This is a genomic window from Chlorogloeopsis sp. ULAP01, assembly GCF_030381805.1.
Taxonomy (GTDB): Bacteria; Cyanobacteriota; Cyanobacteriia; order Cyanobacteriales; family Nostocaceae; genus Chlorogloeopsis.
Genome location: NZ_JAUDRH010000005.1, coordinates 159,132 through 182,459, shown reverse-complemented (window position 1 = coordinate 182,459; position 23,328 = coordinate 159,132). Strand labels below are relative to the sequence as shown.

At 40.1% G+C, this 23,328-nt stretch carries 13 protein-coding genes and 1 pseudogene; 4 read left to right on the top strand and 10 right to left on the bottom strand.

Annotated elements, in window-relative coordinates:
* Window positions 1-5: 5 nt before the first annotated feature.
* Window positions 6-109, top strand: a pseudogene (locus QUB80_RS11420) (type II toxin-antitoxin system Phd/YefM family antitoxin); the annotation flags it as partial.
* A gap of 89 nt (window positions 110-198) precedes the next feature.
* Here QUB80_RS11420 and QUB80_RS11415 read toward each other — a convergent pair.
* The 3 genes from QUB80_RS11415 to QUB80_RS11405 form a co-directional block, all read right to left on the bottom strand.
* Window positions 199-1,800 (bottom strand): cyclic peptide export ABC transporter, encoded by a 1,602-nt coding sequence (locus QUB80_RS11415; RefSeq protein WP_289789625.1) that lies wholly within the window; start codon window positions 1,798-1,800, stop codon window positions 199-201.
* A gap of 112 nt (window positions 1,801-1,912) precedes the next feature.
* Window positions 1,913-5,554, bottom strand: a complete 3,642-nt coding sequence (locus QUB80_RS11410) for a response regulator (RefSeq protein ID WP_289789624.1) — start codon at window positions 5,552-5,554, stop codon at window positions 1,913-1,915.
* A 411-nt stretch (window positions 5,555-5,965) separates the two neighbouring features.
* Window positions 5,966-6,163 carry a hypothetical protein gene (locus QUB80_RS11405; protein WP_289789623.1) on the bottom strand — a complete coding sequence of 66 codons (198 nt, stop codon included), beginning with the start codon at window positions 6,161-6,163 and terminating at the stop codon, window positions 5,966-5,968.
* Window positions 6,164-6,659: 496 nt separating this feature from the next.
* Here QUB80_RS11405 and QUB80_RS11400 point away from each other — a divergent pair, with 496 nt between their 5' ends.
* The gene (locus QUB80_RS11400; protein WP_502875292.1) at window positions 6,660-7,226 is read left to right on the top strand and encodes an SRPBCC family protein; all 567 of its coding nucleotides are present in this window, start codon (window positions 6,660-6,662) and stop codon (window positions 7,224-7,226) included.
* A gap of 5 nt (window positions 7,227-7,231) precedes the next feature.
* Window positions 7,232-7,807 carry a DUF924 family protein gene (locus QUB80_RS11395; protein ID WP_289789622.1) on the top strand — a complete coding sequence of 192 codons (576 nt, stop codon included), beginning with the start codon at window positions 7,232-7,234 and terminating at the stop codon, window positions 7,805-7,807.
* Window positions 7,808-7,923: 116 nt separating this feature from the next.
* Here QUB80_RS11395 and QUB80_RS11390 read toward each other — a convergent pair whose 3' ends face one another.
* Together QUB80_RS11390 and QUB80_RS11385 are read right to left on the bottom strand one after the other, a co-directional pair.
* Window positions 7,924-9,687 carry a protein kinase domain-containing protein gene (locus QUB80_RS11390; protein WP_289789621.1) on the bottom strand — a complete coding sequence of 588 codons (1,764 nt, stop codon included), beginning with the start codon at window positions 9,685-9,687 and terminating at the stop codon, window positions 7,924-7,926.
* 662 nt (window positions 9,688-10,349) lie between these two features.
* Window positions 10,350-11,789: an NHLP bacteriocin system secretion protein gene (locus tag QUB80_RS11385; RefSeq protein ID WP_289789620.1), complete on the bottom strand. Its 1,440-nt coding sequence runs from the start codon at window positions 11,787-11,789 to the stop codon at window positions 10,350-10,352.
* Between the two features lie 1,001 nt (window positions 11,790-12,790).
* On the opposite strand from QUB80_RS11385, the gene QUB80_RS11380 reads away from it, so the two are divergent.
* Window positions 12,791-17,299: a PAS domain S-box protein gene (locus QUB80_RS11380; RefSeq protein WP_289789619.1), complete on the top strand. Its 4,509-nt coding sequence runs from the start codon at window positions 12,791-12,793 to the stop codon at window positions 17,297-17,299.
* A 29-nt stretch (window positions 17,300-17,328) separates the two neighbouring features.
* Here QUB80_RS11380 and nuoH read toward each other — a convergent pair whose 3' ends face one another.
* The 5 genes from nuoH to QUB80_RS11355 all read right to left on the bottom strand — a co-directional run bounded on the left by nuoH (window position 17,329) and on the right by QUB80_RS11355 (window position 23,312).
* Window positions 17,329-18,447 carry an NADH-quinone oxidoreductase subunit NuoH gene (nuoH, locus tag QUB80_RS11375; protein WP_289789618.1) on the bottom strand — a complete coding sequence of 373 codons (1,119 nt, stop codon included), beginning with the start codon at window positions 18,445-18,447 and terminating at the stop codon, window positions 17,329-17,331.
* A 167-nt stretch (window positions 18,448-18,614) separates the two neighbouring features.
* On the bottom strand, window positions 18,615-19,520 hold the full coding sequence (locus QUB80_RS11370) for a helix-turn-helix domain-containing protein (protein ID WP_289789617.1): 906 nt from the start codon (window positions 19,518-19,520) through the stop codon (window positions 18,615-18,617).
* A 152-nt stretch (window positions 19,521-19,672) separates the two neighbouring features.
* Window positions 19,673-20,665, bottom strand: coding sequence for a DUF389 domain-containing protein (locus QUB80_RS11365; RefSeq protein WP_289789616.1), 993 nt, complete (start codon window positions 20,663-20,665; stop codon window positions 19,673-19,675).
* Between the two features lie 220 nt (window positions 20,666-20,885).
* Window positions 20,886-21,917 (bottom strand): AI-2E family transporter, encoded by a 1,032-nt coding sequence (locus QUB80_RS11360; protein ID WP_289789615.1) that lies wholly within the window; start codon window positions 21,915-21,917, stop codon window positions 20,886-20,888.
* A 105-nt stretch (window positions 21,918-22,022) separates the two neighbouring features.
* The gene (locus QUB80_RS11355; protein ID WP_289789614.1) at window positions 22,023-23,312 is read right to left on the bottom strand and encodes a sensor histidine kinase; all 1,290 of its coding nucleotides are present in this window, start codon (window positions 23,310-23,312) and stop codon (window positions 22,023-22,025) included.
* Window positions 23,313-23,328 lie beyond the last annotated feature (16 nt).

Below are 23,328 nucleotides of genomic sequence, written 5' to 3'. Positions count from 1 at the left end.
CCTGACGAAATAGTTTAGGGCAAGTCGAGGACATTTCATCGTGCCAGAAGACTTTAACGCTCCCTTGCCGGAAGACATTTTGGCAGCATTTGAGGGTAGGCAAGAGTGAAATGGTTGCTGGATAAGTAATGCTATTTGTGGTGGTTTGCCCAACCAGAGTGATTAAATGATGAGACTAACGATCGCTGTTTTAGACTCTCAAACTAACTTTCCGTAATCTAGTTTAATCATCCGATCAGCTAAGTGAAAGTAACGATCATCATGAGTAATTGTCAGTACTGTTTTTCCCTGACGCTTCAGTTCTAAAAGAAGGTGATTGTAGAATTTTTCTCGAAAAGATGGATCTTGATCGGCTGCCCATTCATCAAACAGATAAATTGGACGATCTTCCAAATATGCTGTTAGCAATGCTAATCGCTTTCTCTGACCTTGCGATAATTCGATTGTAGAAAAGCGATCGCCGTCAATTTTGACTTTTTGATCTAGCTGAAACTGCTCAAGATAATTCTGAGCTTTTGTATCTAGAATATCCGAGGCAATGCCCAGAAGTTGCTCAAACAGGTAAAAATCGGAAAATACAGTAGAAAATAATTGGCGATATTGTTCTCTGTTTTTATCCGTTACTGGCTGCTCATCTAATAAAATTTCTCCTGATTGTGGAATATATAAACCTGTAATCAACTTCGCAAGCGTTGATTTTCCACTACCATTACCGCCGATAATAAAGATGAGTTCACCAGGGTGAAAAATTAAGTTGATAGGGCCGAGTGTAAAATTTTCTCCTGATTCCTGCTGGTAAGTGTAATAAACATCCACAAGACAAATTTGTTTTCGGAAGTGGAGCGCGCTCTCTTGAGCAAGAATCTCTTCAGAGCGGCTCGCGAGCGACAAGCCTAATTTTTCTATTTTCTGCAACGCCACACTACCACGACTTAAACCGGGTAGTATTTGCAAAATTCTTTGCAGTGGTTCAGTTAAGTAAGTGACGACTAAGATATATGCTGACAAAACTGTAACATCAACGGATGTAAACCTTGGCAATCCAAAAACTAGAAAACCAGCAATTACAAAAAACAGTAATTGACTAACGCCAAGAGAAACACCCAAAATTCTCATACTTGTGGTGTCGTAGCGACGCGATGCAGCTGCTGTCCTTTGCAGGTTATCAGCCACAAATGCTTGGCGGCGTTGAGCATTCAATTTTAGCTCTTTGATCCCGTCTGAGATAGCACGAAAGTGTTTGAAAAGACGATCCTGCTCTTCACGGGCGCGTTCTAGTAATCCATAAGCTGTTGCAACTAAAAGCTGAATGCAAATCATTGCTCCTACTAGCAATCCCACAGTTACTAAAAAAACACTCCAAGAAAGCCAGCAAAGATACACCAGGCAACTGACAACAATGGCAAAGTCAATGCATAAAAAGGGAACAACAGCAATTGTGTCAGCGATCGCGTTAGTATCTTCGGTTAAGGTGGCAAGAATTCGATTTGCTCCTTGCTCTTCAAGATGTCGTAAAGGACAAGCAAGAATCCAATTACTGAGTTGCAAGCGCAATTTATATACTGCTTCATAGGATAAACCTGATAGCAGAAACTGAGAGATTATATTTGTGACAAGAGCAACAACTACTAACCCCAGAAACTTCAAAAAAAGTTGACTCAACTCAGGATTGCTAGCAACAATTGCAGTATTGATTGATGCAATCAAAGCAGCATTACAAACACCACTGATTGAGCCTGCTATTCCTGCGATCGCTACATTAAGCCAAGATGAGCGCAAAAGAAACCAAATCAGATTCATGGCGTCAGAGAATTTGATGTACCTGAGTGTTAACTGCTAGCAGGCTAGGAAGAGGAGAGAGGAACGCGGGGATAAGCAGAAACGGGGTTGACTTCTACTTATCTTCTATTAATTAAATTTTGTATTTCCTATTTTGTAGTTCTTTAGTATTTGTAGTTGTCAATTCCATAATTTTCTTAAACTGGAAATTTTGAGCTAAATTTTTAAGCCAGTCTACCAACAGAGATTTTTCTGTAGGTATTTGCTTAAGCAATTCTAAAATTAAATCATCACTACATTGAGCTGCGGCATGATGCACTTTTATTAACCATTCCGGTGGCATTGTAGATAATAAAGCTACTAAATCACCAGAGTACAATATTTGTTCTGTACTTATATGCTTTTCTTGTAAACTTTGACGATTTTCTGTTTGATAAAGATACCTCACTCCTAAATATTGGCTCAATTTTTCGAGGATTATTTGTTCACGAAAAGGCTTATTAATAAAATCGGTACAACCAGCCGATATCATTGCTTGTCGTTGTTCTTCAAATACATTTGCTGACAGAGCAATAATCACAGTACATATTTTAGACACAAAAAGATTTTTCCCACCTCTTTTTGTCTCCTTGTCTTTTTGTCCTCTTTTCTCCCTAGCTCTAATTTCTCTTGTTGCCTCATAGCCATCCATAACAGGCATCCGCATATCCATAAGAATTACCTGTGGTTGCCAAGTTTCCCAAATGCATATGGCTTCGGTACCATTTGCTGCTTCCTTGACAACAAAACCAATATTTTCTAGTAATTTTACTAGTAAAATACGACTATCTTTGGCATCATCAACTACTAGAATGCGATATTCTGATTGCCCAGGTGCTAAACTCTTAACTCGGCAGTGTGGAGTAGCTGTAATCTGACTTTCGTTAGGATAAGGAAGAGTAACTTGAATATCAAAAGCAAATGTACTACCTACGCCAACGGTACTACTGACACTAATTTCGCCGCCCATTAGTTGTACATACTTGCGGCTAATCGCTAAACCTAGCCCAGTTCCCTGTTGAGATTTTCTACCAATTTCAGTTTGCCCAAAAGCTTCAAAAAGTAACTCAATTTCTTCTGGGGAAATACCATGCCCAGTATCAATGACTTGGAAGTGCAGACAGACAGAATTAGCACAAGAAGCAAACAGGGAAGTCGCTGTCTGTGGAACAGGAGATTTTGAGTTTTCTACAAACAAGCCAGTCTGGTGGTGAACCAAAGTTCTGAGAGGATTTTTCAATCTACTAGGCGATTGATGTAGATGTGCAGCAGCCTCCGTAGTTACGGCTTCTGAAAGAGGTGCTTCCTTGAGTTGTAGAGTCGTGTAGTGCGGCTTTTGTGAGAGTGGGTGGCTTTGTGTGAAGTGGTGACTGGCATCAAGATACGAAGCGGTGGAAATTAAATCATCTGTACTCTCTTTTTGATTACTAATGCTTACTTTCAGCTTCACACTACCACTGTCTGTAAATTTAATGGCATTTCCCAACAGATTAAGTAAAACTTGCCGCAGTTTGCTTGAGTCGGTAATTATGTGCCTGGGAACTTCGGGTGCATATTCAAATACAAGTTCTAAGTCTTTGGCAGCAGCACGGATGTGTAACATTTGTTGGAGGCTATCCAACAGGAGAATTAAATCAAAGCTATTAACATTTAAGGTGGTTCTACCAGCTTCAATTTTGGACATTTCCAAAATGTCGTTGATTAAGTTGAGCAGATGTTCACCCGCACGATTGATGATTGCTAAGTTTTGCTGATGTTCGCTAGATAGATTACTGTCACGGTTCATAACTTGAGTAAAGCCAAGAATAACATTGAGGGGAGTACGCAACTCATGGCTCATATTTGTCAGAAATTCACTTTTGGCGCGATTAGCAGCATCAGCAGATGTTACAGCTTTTTGGAGTGCTTGCGATTGTCTTTGAGTTTGTGCTAGTAATTCAGCTTGTTGCAAAGCGACTCCCAAGTGATTGCCTATTTGTACGGCAATGTTGATTTCTTCTTTTTTCCATTGGCGGGGAGTAGAATTTTGATAACTTGCCAGTAATCCCCAAAGTTGATTGCCACAAAAAATCGGAACTGTAATATAAGCTTTGGCTTGAAATTCTTCTAAGAGGTTAATATGACAAGAATCCAATCCAGCTTTGTAAATGTCTGGTACACAAAGAAAATCTTGATTGCGGGTGAAAATACCACTTTTAATTGCTTGCAAATAAGTATCTAGTATCGGATTCTTTACACTCTTGGCGGTTTGGAGAAAGCAGCTTTCGTTTTGAAGAGTACTTTCTGTTAGATGAGGGTGATGATTTTTTTTCTCAATTAGCGAAACCCACCCATTCTCGACTGATTCGGCTACAAACTCGCCACTCCAATCGGGATGGAAACGAAATACAACGACGCGATCGCAGTTTAGAACTTGCCGTAGTTCTTGGGTGGTAGCAGAAAATATGGTTTCTAAATCCAATGTCTGGCGCATCCTCTGAATAACTTGCGTGATGGCTTGTTCCCGCTCTGCACTCTCTCGCAAGGCATCTTCGGCTAGTTTGCGATCGGTAATATCTGTAATTGTGCCGATGCAGCCTTTTAATTTCCCATCCTTACCGATTTCTGGAAAAGTTTGACAGATAACCCAAACAATTCTGCCGTCTGGGTGTGTGAAGTGACACTCAGATTTAAAAGGTTGTCTTGCTGATAATTTACTGTACCATTCGGTAAAGATGCGATCGCGATCGCTTATATGTAAAGCGTATGTCCAACCATTACCTAAGGCAACTGTTGGAGAAAGTCCAGTAATTTCGCTCCAACGCTGATTCACATATAAACAATTGCCTGCGGAGTCAGTGTGAAAAATTCCTACAGGTGAAGCTTCTGCTAAAGTTTGATAACGCTGTTGGCTTTCTTGTAATGCTATTTCAGTTTGTTTGTGCAGACGCGTAGCATCTTGCCATAAGCCATTGCTGATTTCTACCAACACTGCTCCTACGCCAGAAAGGTTATTCACATCTCCTGAAATTGGAAAGTAAGAAGCAAGAAAGTAACGCAAAACATCTGGCTGTTGAGTTGATGGGTAGCTTACTTCCACATTCAGAATAGGTTTACCTGTCTGGAGTACCTGCTCGTAACATGGCACTATCAAGGGTGCGATTTCAGGTATCACCTCATGTAGAGTCTTGCCGAGATGCTCTGCTTGAGAACAACCGTGAATCTCTGCTAAAAGTTCGTTGATTTGTACAAATCGCAATTGGTTATCTAAAATATTCATGCCAACAGGAGCGCCACAAAAAAAGGCACTAAGGTAAGCTTTTTGCCATGTCAACTCTCGTTTTTTATACTCTTTTACTTGCTTTTGAAATGTTTTAAGTTTGAGTTGAGTTTCTATACGCGCTATAACTTCTTCAGCCTGTAATGGTTCTGTCAAATAATCAACGCCACCAGATTGAAAAACTTTTACTCTTGCTGTTTCTGTGTTTAAAACATTAAGAAAAATTATCGGAATATCCTGAGTTACGGTATGAGATTTTAGTTGCTGACAAATTTCGTAACTCTCTATTTGTGACTCTCTAATAACTAGCAAAATTAAATCAGGAAGATAAGCAATCGCAGTATTTACAGCATTTTTTGTCAATTTTTCTATTTGAATTTTGTAACCTTGCTTAATGATGATATCAGATAAAAAAATTATATTATTTGGACTATCATCAACTAACAATATTTTGAACTGTTGAGCATCCATTACCATATCAAACTAGAAAACAATATTTCTTAATATAAAAAATTTCAAATTAGGAACAATTTATTTTTTGCTAAAATCTTTATAAATATAGCGTTTCCTAATCTACTTAGGTACTGAGTACATTGCTAATAAAATTGGGCAAACCTTAGCGCTTCTCTGCGTTGTAAACATTGGTTGTGTACCTCACCTAATAGGGAATCGCTATAAAACTATCACAGCGTAGTATCTATTTTTGGAGCAATCATATAGATATATTTGATAGTGAGATATAGTTCAATCAATAATAATAGTCAAATATAATTACATCTCCTTTTTGCTTTATTTTTTTGAGTAGAAATATACAAAGGTAGGGAGCCTCAAAAGCACGGATGCTCTTTACTCAGACGCAATTGAGCTTTCTGTATAGATGTCTAGCGCTTAAAAACGCCACCAAGTTCTTTGCACGTAACTGAGTACAGCTATGGCGATCGCCAAAACAAACAATAGCAAAATAATTCCTCCAGGGATAAAACTAAGTATGCCAAAACCCCTCAATACCCAAACAGCGATGGCAATACCGAGAAACAGACCAAAAGCTTGGGTTAATGTACGATTGAATTTGGAAGATTGACTCACGTAGTTTGCCTCTTAACTTAACAGTTCTTCGAGCTGAGATATAGCAATCTTAGATCGACTAAGAGTGAACCGGAGCGTTGCTGAAAATGCAATCTGCATAAAATTAGTATAATTGAGCATTTGTGCCGTTTTGCGGGGTTATAAAGCAAAAATAATGGAATTTCCAAAAAATATTCGTTTCTGCTTTCTGGCATCATTCCTACTCTGCTTGCCGCTTGATGACTTGCTCGTATTCGAGGATGGTACGAGTGATAGTAGTATCGATTAGTATGGCAATATGACAATTTTTGCAAGCTTTAAGGTAATTTTACTGAAAAAGCTGACAGATATTATTTAATATTAGTAAAAATTAGAACATAATTAGCTAAAAATATTTATTTTCGGAAATTTTGTTTATTGGGCTGGAATTGTAATTGATGGAATACACTTAATCAATAATTAAGTAGTTCCGAGTTTTAATCTCTGGAAGGTGAGGAGTTGAGGAGTGACAGAAAACATGATATTTGCATCCAATATCTCAGGCTCATGTACCCCTGGTTCGCAAATGGCTTGGAGTCAAGTTGAGCAAAATAAAATCATACAACAGGGTGAAATTTTGTTAGAAACACGAGCGCATACAGCTTGGGGTGGTGCTGTAACTGCTTGGATGTATGTACCACTAGTGCGATCGCAAGTCTGGCAACAACTCACAGATTACCCTCGTTGGGTACAATATTTTCCTGACATTACCAAAAGCGAAGTGTTGCAAAGACGAGGTGAAGTCAAGCGTCTGTATCAAGCAGCACAAAAAGCTTTTTTGTTTTTTACTGCCCATGTAGAAATTTACTTAAACGTTGTAGAAGAACTGGGGCAGAAAATTCAGTTCCGGTTAGAACAAGGCAGTTTTCACGATTTTAGTGCTGAATTGAAACTCTTAGATTGCGGTAGTGGTACTTTGCTTAGTTATGCTGTACAAGCTACTCCGAATATTCCCATTCCGTCAATTTTAATTCAACAAGCAATCAATTTTGAATTGCCAGCGAATATGCGTAAAATGCGACAAGTTCTTTGTAGTGCTCAGTAAAAACAATGACACAGGCACAAGAAGTATTAGACTTTTGGTTTGGCAAGCCCGAACAGCCAGATTACGGAAAACCAAGAGATTTTTGGTTTACTAAAAAACCAGAGTTTGATGAACAAGTGCGAACCCAGTTTTTTAATTATTACCAAAAGGCGGCAGGGGGATACTTAGACGACTGGATGCAATTTCCCGATAGTTGTCTGGCACTAATTTTGCTGCTGGATCAATTCCCCCGTAATATGTTTCGCAATACGCCAGATGCCTTTGCCACAGATTGGGAGGCACTTTCAACTGCACAGCACGCTATTGCCCAAGGCTATGACCGAAAATTATTGTCGGTACAACGCTGGTTTATTTACTTCCCATTTGAACACAGTGAAAATCTTGAGCATCAACGTCAAGCAGTAAAACTATTTCAACAACTTAGTAGCGATCCTGATAGTGCTAGTTGTATTGACTATGCAATTCGTCATATGGAAATAATTGAGCGTTTTGGGCGCTTTCCTCACCGGAATGCGATTTTAGGAAGAAACTCTACATCAGAAGAAAAAGAGTTTTTGAAGCAGCCTGGTTCGGGATTTTAGGGATTGGGAAAAGAGGAGGCGGGGACATGGAGACACGGGGAATAATTCTCCCCCACTCCCCCCTTCTTTCCCTCTCCCTCTTCTGTTCCTAATCCCTAGTCTCTAGCCCCTAGTCCCTAGTTAGGTTGTAAATTTGAGTCTGAATAAAAACTACCAGAATTACCTATAGTTTTTTGGCAACGCTGAATATCATCTCCGAAAACCCAACCTTGGGTGCCATCAGCAAGTTTTACTTGGACAAAATCGCCTCGTACTCTCATAAATAAAACTTTTTCGCCAAGATTTAATTGCTTCATTGCGCCAATCTCTGTTTGTGGTTCAGAGCGTAATTTTGCCAATAACTTGCCGCCAGAAGGAGAAACAACACGACATAATTGAGGCTGTTGTAATATCAAATTCTGTTGTGCTTTATTTTTGTTTAAATTACCAGTATTCAATAGAAATATACCCGCGATCGCACTAACTGCAACTGCTGTACCCACCTTTAATTTAGGTTGGATTCTTCTAGGCGCAATCGAAGCTGGGACTATAATCGGACTTACCGACGTTACTTTTCTGCCACCGTTTTCAGACTTTTTAATTTGTGATATCCGCATAGTCTTAGGTGCAGGTTGTGCCGATGCAAGTGTAATCGCAAAGCACTTGGAATAATCCATCGGGGTGTATCCACTAGGATACTGCTTGCAGCTTATTTCCCTGACTCTAAAATTCTGTTGTCCTAAACGCAGAGTGCTGCCAGATGCTAGAGGCATCTCTCCAGCCAATAGCAATTGCCCATCAATAATAGGAGGATTCTGCTGGCGTAGGTTCCGTAAATAAAATCTCTGTTTTGGTGAATAAAAAAAGATTTCTACGTGCAGCCCAGATATTGTCGGATCTGGTAAAACAATATCACATTGTTCAGGGTCACGACCAATACGGATTTTGCCAGGATTTTTACTCTGTTGCTTTTCCAAAATCGTGCGATACTTTACCTGAGCATCTTCTACCCACTCTAAAGTTAACTGATGTAGGCTGGTTGCAGAAGACTCAACACTTGCGATCGCACTATTGCTCGAATTACTCAACTCTCGTAACGCCGCTAATACCTCGCTGGCTGTTTGATAGCGTTCTTTGAAATGATAGCGCGTCATCTTCGCTAAAATAGCCGTTAATTCCGAGCTGATGGAAGCCAAATCTTGCCAAAGAATTTCTCCCGTATTCGGATCGTCTTGCAGTTCGTGGGGATATACTCCTGTTAGTGCCTGAATACCCATCATCCCCAAAGCGTAAATATCGCTGCTAGGACGTGGTAGACGCCGAATTTGCTCAGAGGGCATATAGCCACGAGTGCCGACGATAATAGTAATGTTTTGCTGCCCTGCTCCAATCGCAGTTTGGCTTCGCAGTTGTTTGATAGCTCCAAAGTCAATTAGAACTAATTTGTTGTCTGATACACGCCTAATTAAATTATCAGGTTTAATGTCTCGATGAATTACCCCCTGAGTATGAACAAATTCTAAGATGCTCAACACTTCAGTGAGCATTTCAATAGTTTGAGCTTCTGTCCATCTTTTTCCTAGAGGTAGTTCTCTACTGAGAGGGTGTCCTTCAATAAATTCTTGTACTAAATAAAATTGTTGGTTTTCTTCAAAGTAAGCTAAAAGTCTCGGTATCTGGCTGTGATTCCCTAACTGTTGTAGAGTGTCGGCTTCTTTTTGAAATAGCCTTCTGGCAGTTTCCAAAGATTCCGGGTCTGTACTAGTAGTTTTAAGATGCTTGAGGACACAATTGGGTTTTCCTGGGAGGTGTATGTCCTCAACAATGTAAGTTTGACCAAAGCCCCCCTCACCCAATACTTCAAGGACTTTATAATGTCCTGCTAGTAACTGACCAATCATATTGTGATGGTAATTCTAAAAAATTTACGGCAATTTTGCTTCCCCATTTAGTTATCTAGTATGTTTTATTCCTCCCAATTTTGTTCAAATATAGCGTAAATTTATTGTAAAGGATGGGACAATTAAAAGTTTATTTTTCTGGCAGCCTATGACTAAAGATTATGTGGCGTTATCAGTAGACATAAATAAAAATCCCCGGTAAATCAATGAATAACAAATTTCACAACTGAGGGTTGCCACTTTGGCATTTAGCTGAGAACTTTATATACTAGTAATTTGTTTAAATTTTTTGTTTAGTTTTTTGATGTTAAAGTAAAGAATGTGACTAAAGAGTGGAATAAAAAAGCAAATTTTTGAGTATATTTCCTCTACATTAAGGAGGATAAATACAAAGGATTTTAAGAATACTCAGCACCGAAGTTGATAAGTATCCCTGTTGACAGTTAATCTTCTCCATTTATGAAGAGAGCTACTTTTAGGTTCAATATATCTATACTTAACTTTACAAATTAAAAATCGTCCAAACATATTTTTCAGTATTTTATTTTTTCATAAGTATATATTAAGCCAAGTATTAAAAACACAGTTCTCCGACTTCTTTAAGAAGTCGGAGAACTAATAGAAATAGTTCCTTTTATCTGTTCCCTGTTCCTCGTTCCCTTTTAATAGATGCCAGTCCAAGAGCGAAGTATCGGGATAATATAAGAAATAGGTGTTGTTTCTCCCACTTTGACTTGAACTGAGGTAATGGTACCAGATGATAATTTTAGTAGTGACCCCTGTGAAGATGACCATTTATAACCACTTGGCGTAGTTGGATCTTCTTTTAATTGCACAAAAGCTTGAACTTTACCTTCTCCTTTGCCTGCAAGGCTAGCTGCAATTTCTTGATTGCCAACCAGTGCGGCAATATCTTCTGTTGTTACAGGAAAGGAAGAAATATCTGCGATCGCTCCTAAGATGCCCCCTTCTCGCTCACGCTTGGCAAAGCTGGGAGTAACTTGTACGGACATTCCAGGTTTAATTTGTTTACCATCTTTGTTAGCAAAGTAAACAAGGCTCACAAGTTTTGTTTTAGGATCTTCTGCTTCGATTGAGCCAAGGCGAATACCCGAATTAACAATTTGACCTGGAACAACACTTACTTCTAATACTTGACCGTTATATTTACTAATGATTTTACTTTCTTTTGCTAATTGTAATTCTAACTGAGCAATGCGACGCTTAACTTCTCGGATTTGATTCGTTTTTTCTATAGATTGCTGAAGTTCTTGGGTTTGTAATTTTGTTTCTTGAGTTTTTAAGTCTTTAATTCTAGTACTAATTTCATCATTTTTATTGAGATTTTGTAAATAATCTCTTTGAGCATTGGTTGTTTGAATATCAAGCTCTTTTAACTGTGTTTCAATGTCTAATAATTGTGTCTGAGTATTGAAATATTCTTGCTGAGTTTGCACAAATAAATCTTGGCTGATTGCGCGTTCTTGAAAGAGGTGACGTCTGTTTTCAACTCGTTGTTGCAAGATTTCTAGCAAGTAGCTAATGTGTTTCTTTCTTTGCCTCAAGCTGTGGCGTTTTTGGGCGATCGCGCTCATTGTCTGATCTCGCAACTTTGGCGTCACTTGCTCTCGCTTGAGGCTGCTTTCCATATCCATCCGTTGCTGTTTGAGGATTTGGATTTGCTGGGCAATTAGCTGTTTTTTTAACTTATCAATTTCTTGATTCTGAATTTGTAGTTGCTGCAACTTTGCTTTCTCTTGCTGCAACTGCTGCTTTAAGGTAGATTGGTCGATAACAGCAAGCACATCCCCTTTTTTTACAATATCTCCTGGCTTGACTTTTAAAGTTAGTAATTGACCGGAACTAGGAGATTGAAATTGCACTATATGCCGGGGACGAATGAGAATTCCTTGCCCTGTCACAGTTAGGGGAATTCGCCCAAATACACTCCAGACTCCAGCCATAGCAACTAAAAAGCCCATAGCAGTTAGGGTTAGCCATGCTTGGGGCTTGACAACTTGAATTGCTTGATCTAACTGTTCAGGAGAAGACAGACGATCAAGGGCTTCTTGGCGGAAGATTTTATTTTGTTTGATCTGCATTGTTCTTCGTTCTTCTCCTTTCTATAGCCAGTTCACGGTGATTTTTGTTATTTGTCCTTTGTTCTCTGTTACAAAGTTATAAGCGCCGCAAGCCAGCGCACCCTGCGGGTAGCTACAAAAGCGTCTACAGACTTTACACTTTTTCATTGGTAATTAAAAAGCACTTCTAGCCCATATACAAGAGAGAAGCAACAGTGATTTCATCTCCGTTTAAAGGCTTAGGCACTTTCAAATAAAAAAACACTTAACAACCTCACGCAATAAAACTCTGTATTCCTTATTTCTTCGTGCTCTTAGTGTCTGGAGTGGTTAGGGAAAAACTAGGGTAGCGCAAGCAGCGATCGCTAATAATGAAAAAATTCTCGCCAAAGACTACTAGTTTTTACCAGTGCCTTTAACGAGAATTAACAACACACTTACTCCCACAACACAAAAGGGAGGTCTTTAAATTTCCACTATTTTAACGTCTTATGTTGAATTTCTGTTAATTTACAGATAAATCGGGTAAAAGTAGGGGAGGCGATCACTATTTATCAGTAATCTCTCACTTATATTTCTTTTTAGTTCACAATAAGAATTTTCTTTGTAGAAAAACTCCTGCAAGAAACTCTGCGCTGAGTATCGAACTTAACCAGATTTTGCGTGCAGGAGGTGTTGGGAGACGACTTTTTTGTTTTTAAATTAGAGATAAATCGGGTAGAACTAGGGGAGAAAATCGTCTGGTTAGAAAAAATTTCTCAGATAAAGCGGGGTGATCCCTTGTCTGCCGTTTCTACAAGAGATTCAGTAATCAAATTGGATTACTTAGTGGACATGATTAAATGTAAAATGGCAATTTCTAGAAAGCAGATGGAAACAACCTTTAACATTCTGCCATCTGCCTTCTACTTATATAGATGATCTGTAGATTTGCTTATAGATAAATGCGTCAGCAAGAAAATGGCGTTACAATCTCTATACCAAGTTGCCATTTACATCTTGGATGAAATCAGGAGTTAGTGGTGAGCGCTCAACAGCAAGAGCAAATAGAGCAATTACAGGCAAGCCTCAGCAAAATGCAATTAGCACTGGAAGTAATCGCTGATGCTGTAGTTTGGGTAGGGGAAGAGCAACAGATACAATGGTGCAATTCTAGCTTTGAGCGTCTAATTAACCAGTTCCACAGTCAAATTATTGGTTCTAGGTTTAGTGAGATATTGCCTCTTTTTCAGTCAGAGCAACCTGTAGCTATTGAGGCGTACCCCGATGTCCAAATGCACAAAGGGAATTACATAACAACAAATTATGAATTTAAACAAAAAGATAATTGGTTACTTTTACAAATCTCTGGAAAATGTGCAGGATTAAACGATAAATCTGCGGTAATAGTGATTAGAGATATCACTTTGGTAAGGCCAGATCACACTTGCGTTCAACAAGTAGAACAATCACTACAAGAAAGCGATGAGCATTTGCAGACACTGATTAATGCTTCGCCAGATATTATCTGCTTTAAAGATGGTGCAGGAAGGTGGTTAGAGTCGAATCAGGCTAATTTGGAATTTTTAGGACTACAAGGTGTTGAGTATAAAGGTAAAACAGATATAGAACTAGCGCAATACAGTATTTTTGATCGTGATGCTTTACTCAATTGCATCCAAACGGATGAACAAGCCTGGCAAAAGGGATCTCTTTATAGAGTAGAGGAAGTTATTGCTCGATCAGATGGCACGGTGAGCATTTTTGATATGATCAAAATCCCCTTGTTTCAGCATGATGGCAGACGCAAGGGATTGTTGACATTAGGGCGAGATATTAGCGATAGTAAACGAGCAGAAGAAGCTCTGCGCCGCAGCGAACAAAAATATCGAAATATTTTTGAGAATTCTCTAGTGGGTATTGGTCGTACTCGTCTTGAAGATGGGTTATTTTTGGAAATAAATCAACCTTGTGCAGAAATAATTGGCTATAGTTACGTTGCTGATCTAATTGGTAAGCGTTATGCACCCGAATTTCATGTCAATCCAGGCGATCGCTCTTGGCTATTAACTCAAATAGAACAGCATGGTGAAGTACGTAATTTTGAGATCCAATTACGTCGCCGTGATGGTGTTATAAGTTGGGGGCTAATGTCTGCTCGTGCCAACAAAGAAGAATCTTGCCTGGATTTTATGATTGTTGATATTAGTGATCGCAAATTAGCAGAGGAAGCTAGCAAAGCCTCGGAAGCTAGACTCAACACAATTCTTGATAGCGCCCTAGCTGCAATTTATCGAATTCGAGTGTATGCCCATCGCGATTGGGATTTTGAATACTGCTCGCCAAAAAGCCTACAGCTTTGGGGATATTCTCCCGAAGAGTTATTAGCAGATAAAACTTCTTTTGTGTCGCGTATTTTGCCTGAAGATTTGGCAGCTATTTATGAAAAAGCCTACGATGATATTTTTGCAGGACGAACTTACGAGGGAGAGTATCGGTATAATCATCCCGATGGTAATCTGCGTTGGATTTCTCTTACTATTACCTCTGTACGAGATGAAGTTGCAGACTACTGGATTGCAACAGTTATTTCTACAGATATAAGCGATCGCAAGCAGCGAGAGGTAGCTTTAAGTTTAATTGTCGAAGGCACAGCAGCAAAAACTGGTGATGAATTTTTTAGCTCCTGTGTCCGTTATCTGGCTCAAGTACTACAAGTTCACCATGCTGTTGTCACAGAATGCATCGATGAAACCAAAACTAAAGCGCGCACTTTAGCAGTTTGGTTAGATAAACAAAGTGAAGAAAACTTTGAATATGAGGTGCGTGGCACTCCTTGCGAACAAGTCTTACAAGGCTACTTATGCTACTATCCTCAAAAGATTCAAACTCTTTTCCCCGATGATACAGATTTAGTTACTGTCGGTGCTGAGAGTTATTTGGGAGTTCCCTTAATTAATGCCTCTGGTAAAATCTTGGGTCACTTGGCAGTAATAGATAACGAACCAATGGTAGACGATCCAGGCAGAGAATTGATATTAAGAATTTTCGCTGCTCGTGCCGGTGCTGAACTAGAACGCAAACGCGCAGAACAAGCTCTGCAAAAGAGTGAATTAAAATTTCGCACTATGGTTGAAAATGCCAGTGATATTATTTCCTTGATGACACTAGAGGGCAAAATAACTTATGTATCACCAAATATGACAGGAATAATGGGATACAATGTCGCGGAGTTAGAAGAAAAATATTTTGCGCCCTTTATTCATCCTGACGATGTAGCTGTTAGTTTTACCACACTGCAAAAAATTGTCGAATTTGGTGGAAATCAATCGACAGAGGTGCGAGCAAGACATAAGAACGGCAGTTGGCGATGGCTAGGCAGCAACGTCTCTAAAGTAGTTACACTGAGTGGTGATGAATTCATTATTACGTGTGCGCGTGATATTACAGAGCGCAAAATAGCAGAAGAAGCCTTAGAGCGTCGCGCTCAAGCAGAAAGTTTACTCAGCAGCATTTCTCGCCACTTTATCGATCAAGATTTAGATACTGCCATTAATTTTACGCTCCAGGCGATCGCTCAATTTATTGGTGCTGATCGCTGTTGTATTTTTGAGTACTCGCAAGATCGCAGCCACGTGCATCTGAGCTATGAATGGTGTGCTGCTAATATTGAACCATTAACTTATATGGCTAGAGAAGGAGCTGTGACAATGTTCCCTCGACTAGCTGAAATTGCTCACGGCAAAGTTTGTCAAATTTCCTGTGTCGCAAACTTACCATCCGATGCGCCAGAGAGAATAATGTTTGAAAGTCAGTCTATCCAATCAATGGTTGGAGTGCCGATGATTCACTCTGATCGAGTAGTTGGGTTTGTTGGTGCAGATGTAATCCAAAACTGTAAAATTTGGAGTCAAGAAGAAATTAACTTTCTCAAACTGGTAGGCGAATTAATCGCGATTGGTAGAGCAAGACATCAAGCAGAAGAAGCACTACGAGTAGCCAAAGAAGCAGCAGAAGCAGCAAACCGAGCCAAAAGTGCGTTTTTAGCCAACATGAGCCACGAATTACGCACACCGCTTAATGCCATCCTTGGATTTGCCCAACTCATGGAGAGAGATCCAGCCTTAAATAGCAGACAACGTGAATCATTAGCAACAATTAACCGTAGTGGAGAACATTTACTCAACTTAATAGACGACGTTTTGGAAATGTCCAAAATCGAAGCAGGGCGAGTCGTTTTTAACCCCGAATCTTTTGATTTATTTGGACTATTGCAAACGCTACAACAAATGTTCCAAATCCGTGCACAAGCCAAGCAGTTATTCCTCACATTTGAAATCGCCCCAGACTTACCACAATACATTCATACTGATGAAGGAAAACTCCGCCAAGTTCTCATCAACCTCTTGAGTAACGCAGTCAAATTCACCCAGCAAGGAGGAGTAACACTGCGTGCAAGAAGAGGACACAGGGAGGTGGGGAATCAAGACGACACGGGGAGGTGGGGACACGGGGAGGTGGGGAATGTTTTTGATAACGTCTGTGCGTCTTCTTCATCTACCCAATCCCTAATTTTCGAGGTAGAAGACACCGGATGCGGAATCGCACCAGAAGAAATCGAAAATTTGTTTAAGCCCTTTGTGCAGACAAGCAGTGGCATCCAAATGCGAGAGGGTACCGGATTGGGACTTACTATCAGCCATCAATTTATCCGAATCATGGCTGGAGAAATTCGCGCTCACAGCAAACTTGGGCAAGGTTCAACATTTAGTTTTAATGTGCAAGTCAAAACCACACAACCATTACAAGCTAAAACCCAACTAACCAAAAGCCGTGTCCTGCAATTGGCACCACAACAGCCTCATTATCGTATTTTAGTTGTAGATGACCGTCAAGAAAACCGCGAACCAATTTTACAATTGTTAAGCAGCGTTGGTTTTGAAGTTGAAGCTGCAACAGACGGGCAACAAGCAATAGCACTATGGCAAACATGGCAACCGCAGCTTGTGTTCATGGATATGCGGATGCCTGTGATGGATGGTTATGAGGCAACTAGGGAGATTCGAGCGAGGGAGGCAACAGGACAAAAAGACAAGGAGACAAGGGGAGGTGGGGAAAATCTTTTTGTGTCTAGAATCCGTACTGTAATTATTGCTCTGACAGCGAGTGCTTTTGAAGAACAAAAGGCAACAATTTTGGCGGCAGGTTGTGATGATTTGATTCGCAAGCCTTTTCGAGAACAGGTACTGTTTGAAAAAATTGCCCAACATTTGGGAGTAAGTTACCTTTATGCACAACCAGAAGCGATACTAGCACAGGAAAAAAATCCACAAGCAAGCCCAGCGATACTATTTTCTGAGTTAATCACAATCATGTCTGCACAATGGTTAGCACAATTACATCAAGCAGCTTTGCAGGTTGATGGCGATCGCATCATACAACTGCTTGAGCAGATCCCCCAAACTCATTCTGCATTGGCAGAGGGAATTACTGATTTGGTTCGTCGTTTCTGCTTTGATGAAATTCTGGAATTGACTGGAAACTTGCAGTAATAGTTAATATCAAGTCTGGCACAAGTATGCTAACCACCGAAAGCAAAAGGAAAAACTAACTTTAAAGCGGCTGTTACTAGTAGATTAACCAAAGCAATAGGTAGCAAAAACTTCCACCCCAAATTTAGTAATTGGTCGATACGAACGCGAGGCACCGTCCAGCGTAGTAAAATGGCAAGAAATACCAGGAAATAGGCTTTTAGCAAAGTCATGGTGATGCCCAATGACGCCGCGACAATCTGCAACACAGGGTTGTTGGCGCTGACTCCCAACCAGCTAGCTATCAGACTCATCGGAATGGGAAAATCCCAACCTCCCAAATACAAAACGGCTAATAACAACGCAGAAAGCACTAAATTCACATACGAAGAAATGTAAAACAGAGCAAATCTCATGCCAGAGTATTCTGTTTGATAACCTGCTACTAGTTCCTCTTCGGCTTCGGGTAAATCAAAGGGCAATCGTTCGCATTCGGCAAGGGCTGCGATCCAAAATATGATAAAACCGATTGGTTGTCGCCAAATGTTCCAACCCAGGATACCGTATCCAGATTGCTGATTTACAATATCAACGGTGCTAAGACTATTAGACATCATTACTATTGCCAGCACGCTCAAAGCTAAAGGTATTTCGTAACTGATTGACTGCGCTGCGGCTCGCAAACCTCCTAAGAGGGAGTACTTATTATTCGATGCGTAGCCAGACATCAGCAAGCCAATGGGTTGAATACTTGATAAAGCTATCCACAAAAATACTCCCATACCTACGTTGCTGATGATCAAATTCTGTCCAAATGGCACAATTAGGTAAGAGAGAAATACTGGAAGTATTACAATCACTGGGGCAAGGGTAAACAACAACACATCTGATTTCGCTGGCACTACGTCTTCTTTAAAGACTAACTTTAAACCATCTGCGACGCTTGCCAATAATCCGAATGGCCCTATATACTCTGGGCCAATCCTTTGTTGTACGGCAGCAGAAATCTTTCTTTCTTGCCATATACAAATTAACACTCCCACTGTGGCACCAACTATCATCAGCACCATTGGTAGCGGCATCCAAATTGCTTTTGCTATTCCCAGTGGTACTCCTATATCCAAAAGAGATTGGATAAAACTTTCTTGTAAGTCAATTCCTGTACTCATATTTGCCAATTCCAAATTGCTTGAACTTTTAACGAAACTTTTGTGTCTGCTGCTATCAACCCTTGAATTTGTTGAATTTAACAAAAAGACACAATTATGTTTCTTCTAAATAAGCAAAATTGGCACTCTCATGTCTTGCAAGTTATTCCGATTTTTGTAAGTTATTGCTATTTGTTTTGAAATTGTTTGGGTGTTACACCAAGCAAGCGTTTGAAGTGCATATTCAGATTACTTTGATTAGCAAAACCAACCTTGAGGGCAATTTCAGCAATACTTGTTTGTTTTAACAACAGCAATTCCTTAGCACGGGCAATTCTGGTGTGAATAACAAATTTATGGGGGGTAAAACCTGTTGATGTTTTAAAAAGTTTCAGAAAATAACGCGGACTCATTTGTACTAACGCTGCTAGTTCTGCTAATCCTATATCTTCGTTAAGATGGGCGTGAATATAATCAATTACTATTTGTAACTTGTGTCGAGGTAAACCATCTTGATAATCACGCCAACTAAGTTTTTGCGTTGAGTAGTTTTGCAAAAGATGAACAGCCAAGGCGTTAGCCATCGTTTCCGCATACAGACGGCTTCCTGCCCCGTCATTTTCTAGCATTGTCTTAAGTGCTAGCCCAATTTGGTAGACTAGTGGATCGGAAATAGCAAAGTGTGGTGCTAGCTCTACCTGATCAGGGTCAAACGACTCATAAATTGCACGCCTAAAAACTACTTGTTCAAAACCGAGAAGAATTATACTGAATGCTGTATCCCACTGAGCACGAGTAGCAATATTTGCTGGTGTAATAACAATATCACCTGGAAAAATTTGTTTTCTGTAAAATTGCCCGTCAATTGATTGCTCGTAGTTGATTATTTTTGGTACTTGTGTAAAAATAGCGACTCCGTGTTGTGGAGCAAATACTTCAGGAGTTTCATGAGCAGGTTGACAGTCATATGCAAAATAAAATCCGTTCCACAGTGTTGGCAGGTTAGTTAAAAGTGGCGATCGCGAGTAAACGCGTTGATATCCTGCCTCCTTTTCCTGAGAAAAATCGATACTTAGGGATTTTGCTTTTGGCATTGTGCTTCTGGTTAATCAAGCCATTAAGGTTAACGATTGGTTATGTAGTCATTAGTTAGTGGTTGGTTGTTCTCCCCTGTCCCTGGTGCTCCCCAGCTTCCCCAACCTCCTCATCTCCCCATCTCCTTGTCCCCACCTCCCCTTGTCTGTTTTTAATCTTCTCGCTGTACTTCTTGTACCTCACCAACTTCAAAAATTAAAGTAAAAGATTGCCCCATTTCTCGCTCAATAAATTCTTCCAATAACTGCACTTGCCTAGGAGTTACGGGTTCCCTTGCCCGCACGTTGAGACGAATTTGTGGTGGATTGGTTAACCAGTTAGTTTCTAGTGTAAGTAACTGTAATCTTTGAAAAGTAACAGTTTTGCTTAATAATGCTCGTCGTACACTAGTTTCTAACTGTGCTTGGCGAAGCAACCTATAAAAGCTTACGCCTAGGGGAATGACAAGAATAACCGTCAAAGCTATAGTCCAAAGCAGGGGTTTTCGCGCCCGATGCAAAGATGCGTAACCTGCTAGCAAAAATGTCAGCATACATGAAAGAGTTATGCCTAGCAGGTTCGTCAGGTATAGCAGGGTTGCTCCAATACTGAGCGAAAAGTTTGCCTGTGATAATCCTAAGCCAATCACACAAATTGGAGGCATTAAGGCAACAGCAATAGCCGTTCCTGCCAGGCTTCCAGAAATTTTCGGTTCCACTTTAGCGTAACCACTGATACCACCAGCCGCGACTGCAATCCCTAAATCTAATAGAGTTGGTTCCGAACGTGCCAGCACCTCGCTGCCAAATCTAGGAAGACTGACAAATAGTCCTAAACCGTAGGCGATCGCAATTGCAATGATTGTTCCCACTGCTACGGCAATGACTCCTTTGCGGAATAAAATCACATTTCCTTGCAAAGCCCCGTAAGCCAAAGCTCGAATTGGCAACATCAAGGGTGCAACAATCATAGCTCCAATTATGACCGCGCTACTGTTAGTTAATAAGCCAAAAGTAGCGATCGCACAGGAACCAACAATCAAAATCAAATAAGAAGAGTCTAATACTGATTCTGCCAGCAATTCTATTTCTAGCTGTTGAATTTGGACAGGCTCAACTACTTTCTTTTTAAAATTTTGGAAGCGGTTTTGCAATTTTCCGAGCACAAGGTTTTTAACCTGATTAATCTCTAATTTGTTTAGCTATATGATGGTTTTCTACACACTTATGTTGCAATTAGATAAATAGCCATTGCTGAATTACGCACATGAAGAGGAAGGGGAGAATCGATCAGCACGTTCTTGCTCCTTGTCTGCGCCAGTCGCTACAACACGCTTAACCCACAAAGGCGCGCTGGCTCCTCTGCCCTCTGTCATCTCCTTCTACTCAGGAAGGAGCTTGCCGCCATTGATCTAAAATATCCTTAAATAAAACTTCTTCTATCCAGGTTTTAGCAACCACTGCTAATGGTATTGCCATCAATAATCCCAAAGCTCCAAACAGAGTGACGAAAACTATTTGTGCTGTTAAAGTGACAGCAGGTAATAATGCTACCTGTTTTGCCATGACTGTTGGAGTGAGCCAGTAGCTTTCAATATTTTGAATGATGATATATAAAATTAAAACTGCTCCGGCTTTCCATGGGGTATCAACAAAAGCTATTGCCATTGGCAGCACTACACTTAAAGTTGGGCCTATATTAGGAATAAAATTAAGTAAACCTGCTAAAACTGCATGAGCTAGCACCAGTGGTACTCCTAGAATCCACAACCCCACTCCGCTAAGAACCCCAATAAATACCATTTCAATCAAAGCACCAATTGTCCAATTACCTAAACCTTGCGCACAACGAGAAAGAATTTCTTCGACTCTAGGACGATAAAAGGCGGGAAAGAAGCGCACAAAAACTCTACAGTAAGGTTGGGGATTAACAAGTAGCATTAAAGTTAAAACAATAACCAAGAGAAATTCTAAGATTGCAGTGACAGAGGTAGAAAAAATAGCGATCGCCTGTTGCAGAAAATTAGTAGCCAAAGGCTGAAGTTGTTCAATCAGTCGATTAAAATCAGGAATCTCTGGTAAATAAGTCTCTAAAAAGCGCTGCTCTAACCAATTAATAGCCCTCTGTATTTGATTGATTCCAGTTGGTAAGAGCGTTGCTAACTGCCTAAGCTGCTCGATAAATGGTGGCACAATCAAAAAGAAAACGCCAACTAGTAGCGTTATGACAATACCCAAACTTAGCCACACAGCCCAAATCCGCTTGATACCAGACTGCTGAAATCGCCGTACCAGTTGATTAATCGCTACTGCTAAAACTACAGCAGTGAATAATAGCAACAATAGCTGCCGAATTTGCCAAAGGATGTAAAGCGAAATCACCAGTGCTAGAAATCCCAGCCATTGTCCAAGTTTCATTTTGTCTATTTTTTGGAATTTTAGTTTGTGTGACGTTTAATATTCAGCTTTTCTAGTCTACTTTCTAAATATGATTACAAAATGACTCAAGAGAAATCAGGGCTACTAGCATTTAATGCTTAATCCTTTTGAAGCCAAAGGCAGAATAAGTTGAAACGTTGAACCTTTTCCAACTGAACTTTTGACGCTAATTTCACCACTGTGAGATTGGATAATTTGTTGAGTAATCGCTAACCCTAAACCAAATCCTCCTGTTTTGCGAGAACGCTTTTTATCCACTCGGTAAAACCGCTCAAAAATGTATGGCAGATCAGCTTTAGGAATACCAATACCATTATCTGTAACTTGAATTACAGCCCAGCGTGATTGGGTATGTAGCTGTAATTGAACTTGACCACCACAAGGTGTATATTTGCAAGCATTACTTAGTAAATTAACTACAGCTTGGTGTAGTAATAATTTATCACCAAGTACATCTACACTACTGATAGGTAACTTAGAAATTAAACTGATATGTTGTGCTTCTGGTTGTGTGCCATATTCATCAATTATTAGCTTCAGTAAGCTAGTTAAATCGACTTCTTGCAAAGATTCATTGGGTAATCTGCCTTGATAACGGGCAAGAAACAGCAGATTATTTACCAAACTACTCATCGACTTACCAGTATCAAAAATCTTTTGAAAACGCTGACGCTGTGTCTGGGGATCGCTAGATTTAGACAGTAAACCATACTGGGCATTGCTGATAATAGCTGATAGAGGCGATCGCAATTCATGAGAAGCGTCAGCCGTAAACCGTTGTAAATGCTCGTAGCTACGGTAAATTGGTTGCATTGCCATACCTCCTAACCACCAACCAGTCAGTGCAATCACACCTAAAGTGATAGGTACAGAAATTGCCAGTACCAAACGGAAGCTTGCCAAAGCATTTTCTGTGGAAGTCATTGGCATCGCCACCTGTAAATAACCAATTAATAAATTATCTTGGTAAACAGGTAATGTTACTTGACGCAGCCATATTTGCTTGTTATCAGTCTTGATAGTATCAAACCCACCTGGCACTAATAGGCGATCATGAGGAGCCACACCGAAAAATTGCACCAGTTGCTTTTTATCATCGTACCAACGTGCATACACCAGCTGGCTATCTGGCAATGGTTGTACTCTACTTCCCAACAATGGTACATGTTCTAAGTCTACCTGTTGCTCACCTTTGTACAGTTCTGACTTTACATTTGCTGCCATAACGATGGTTTTTTTGTAGAGTAATCGATCCAGTTCCTCCAACTGATCTATAACTTCTAGATAATAAACTACCGCCGCAAATATAATTAGGATACTCCCCATTGCGAGAGTGAACCAACTTGCAAGATTACGACGGCTACGATTAAACATATTTAGTTAAGAGTCA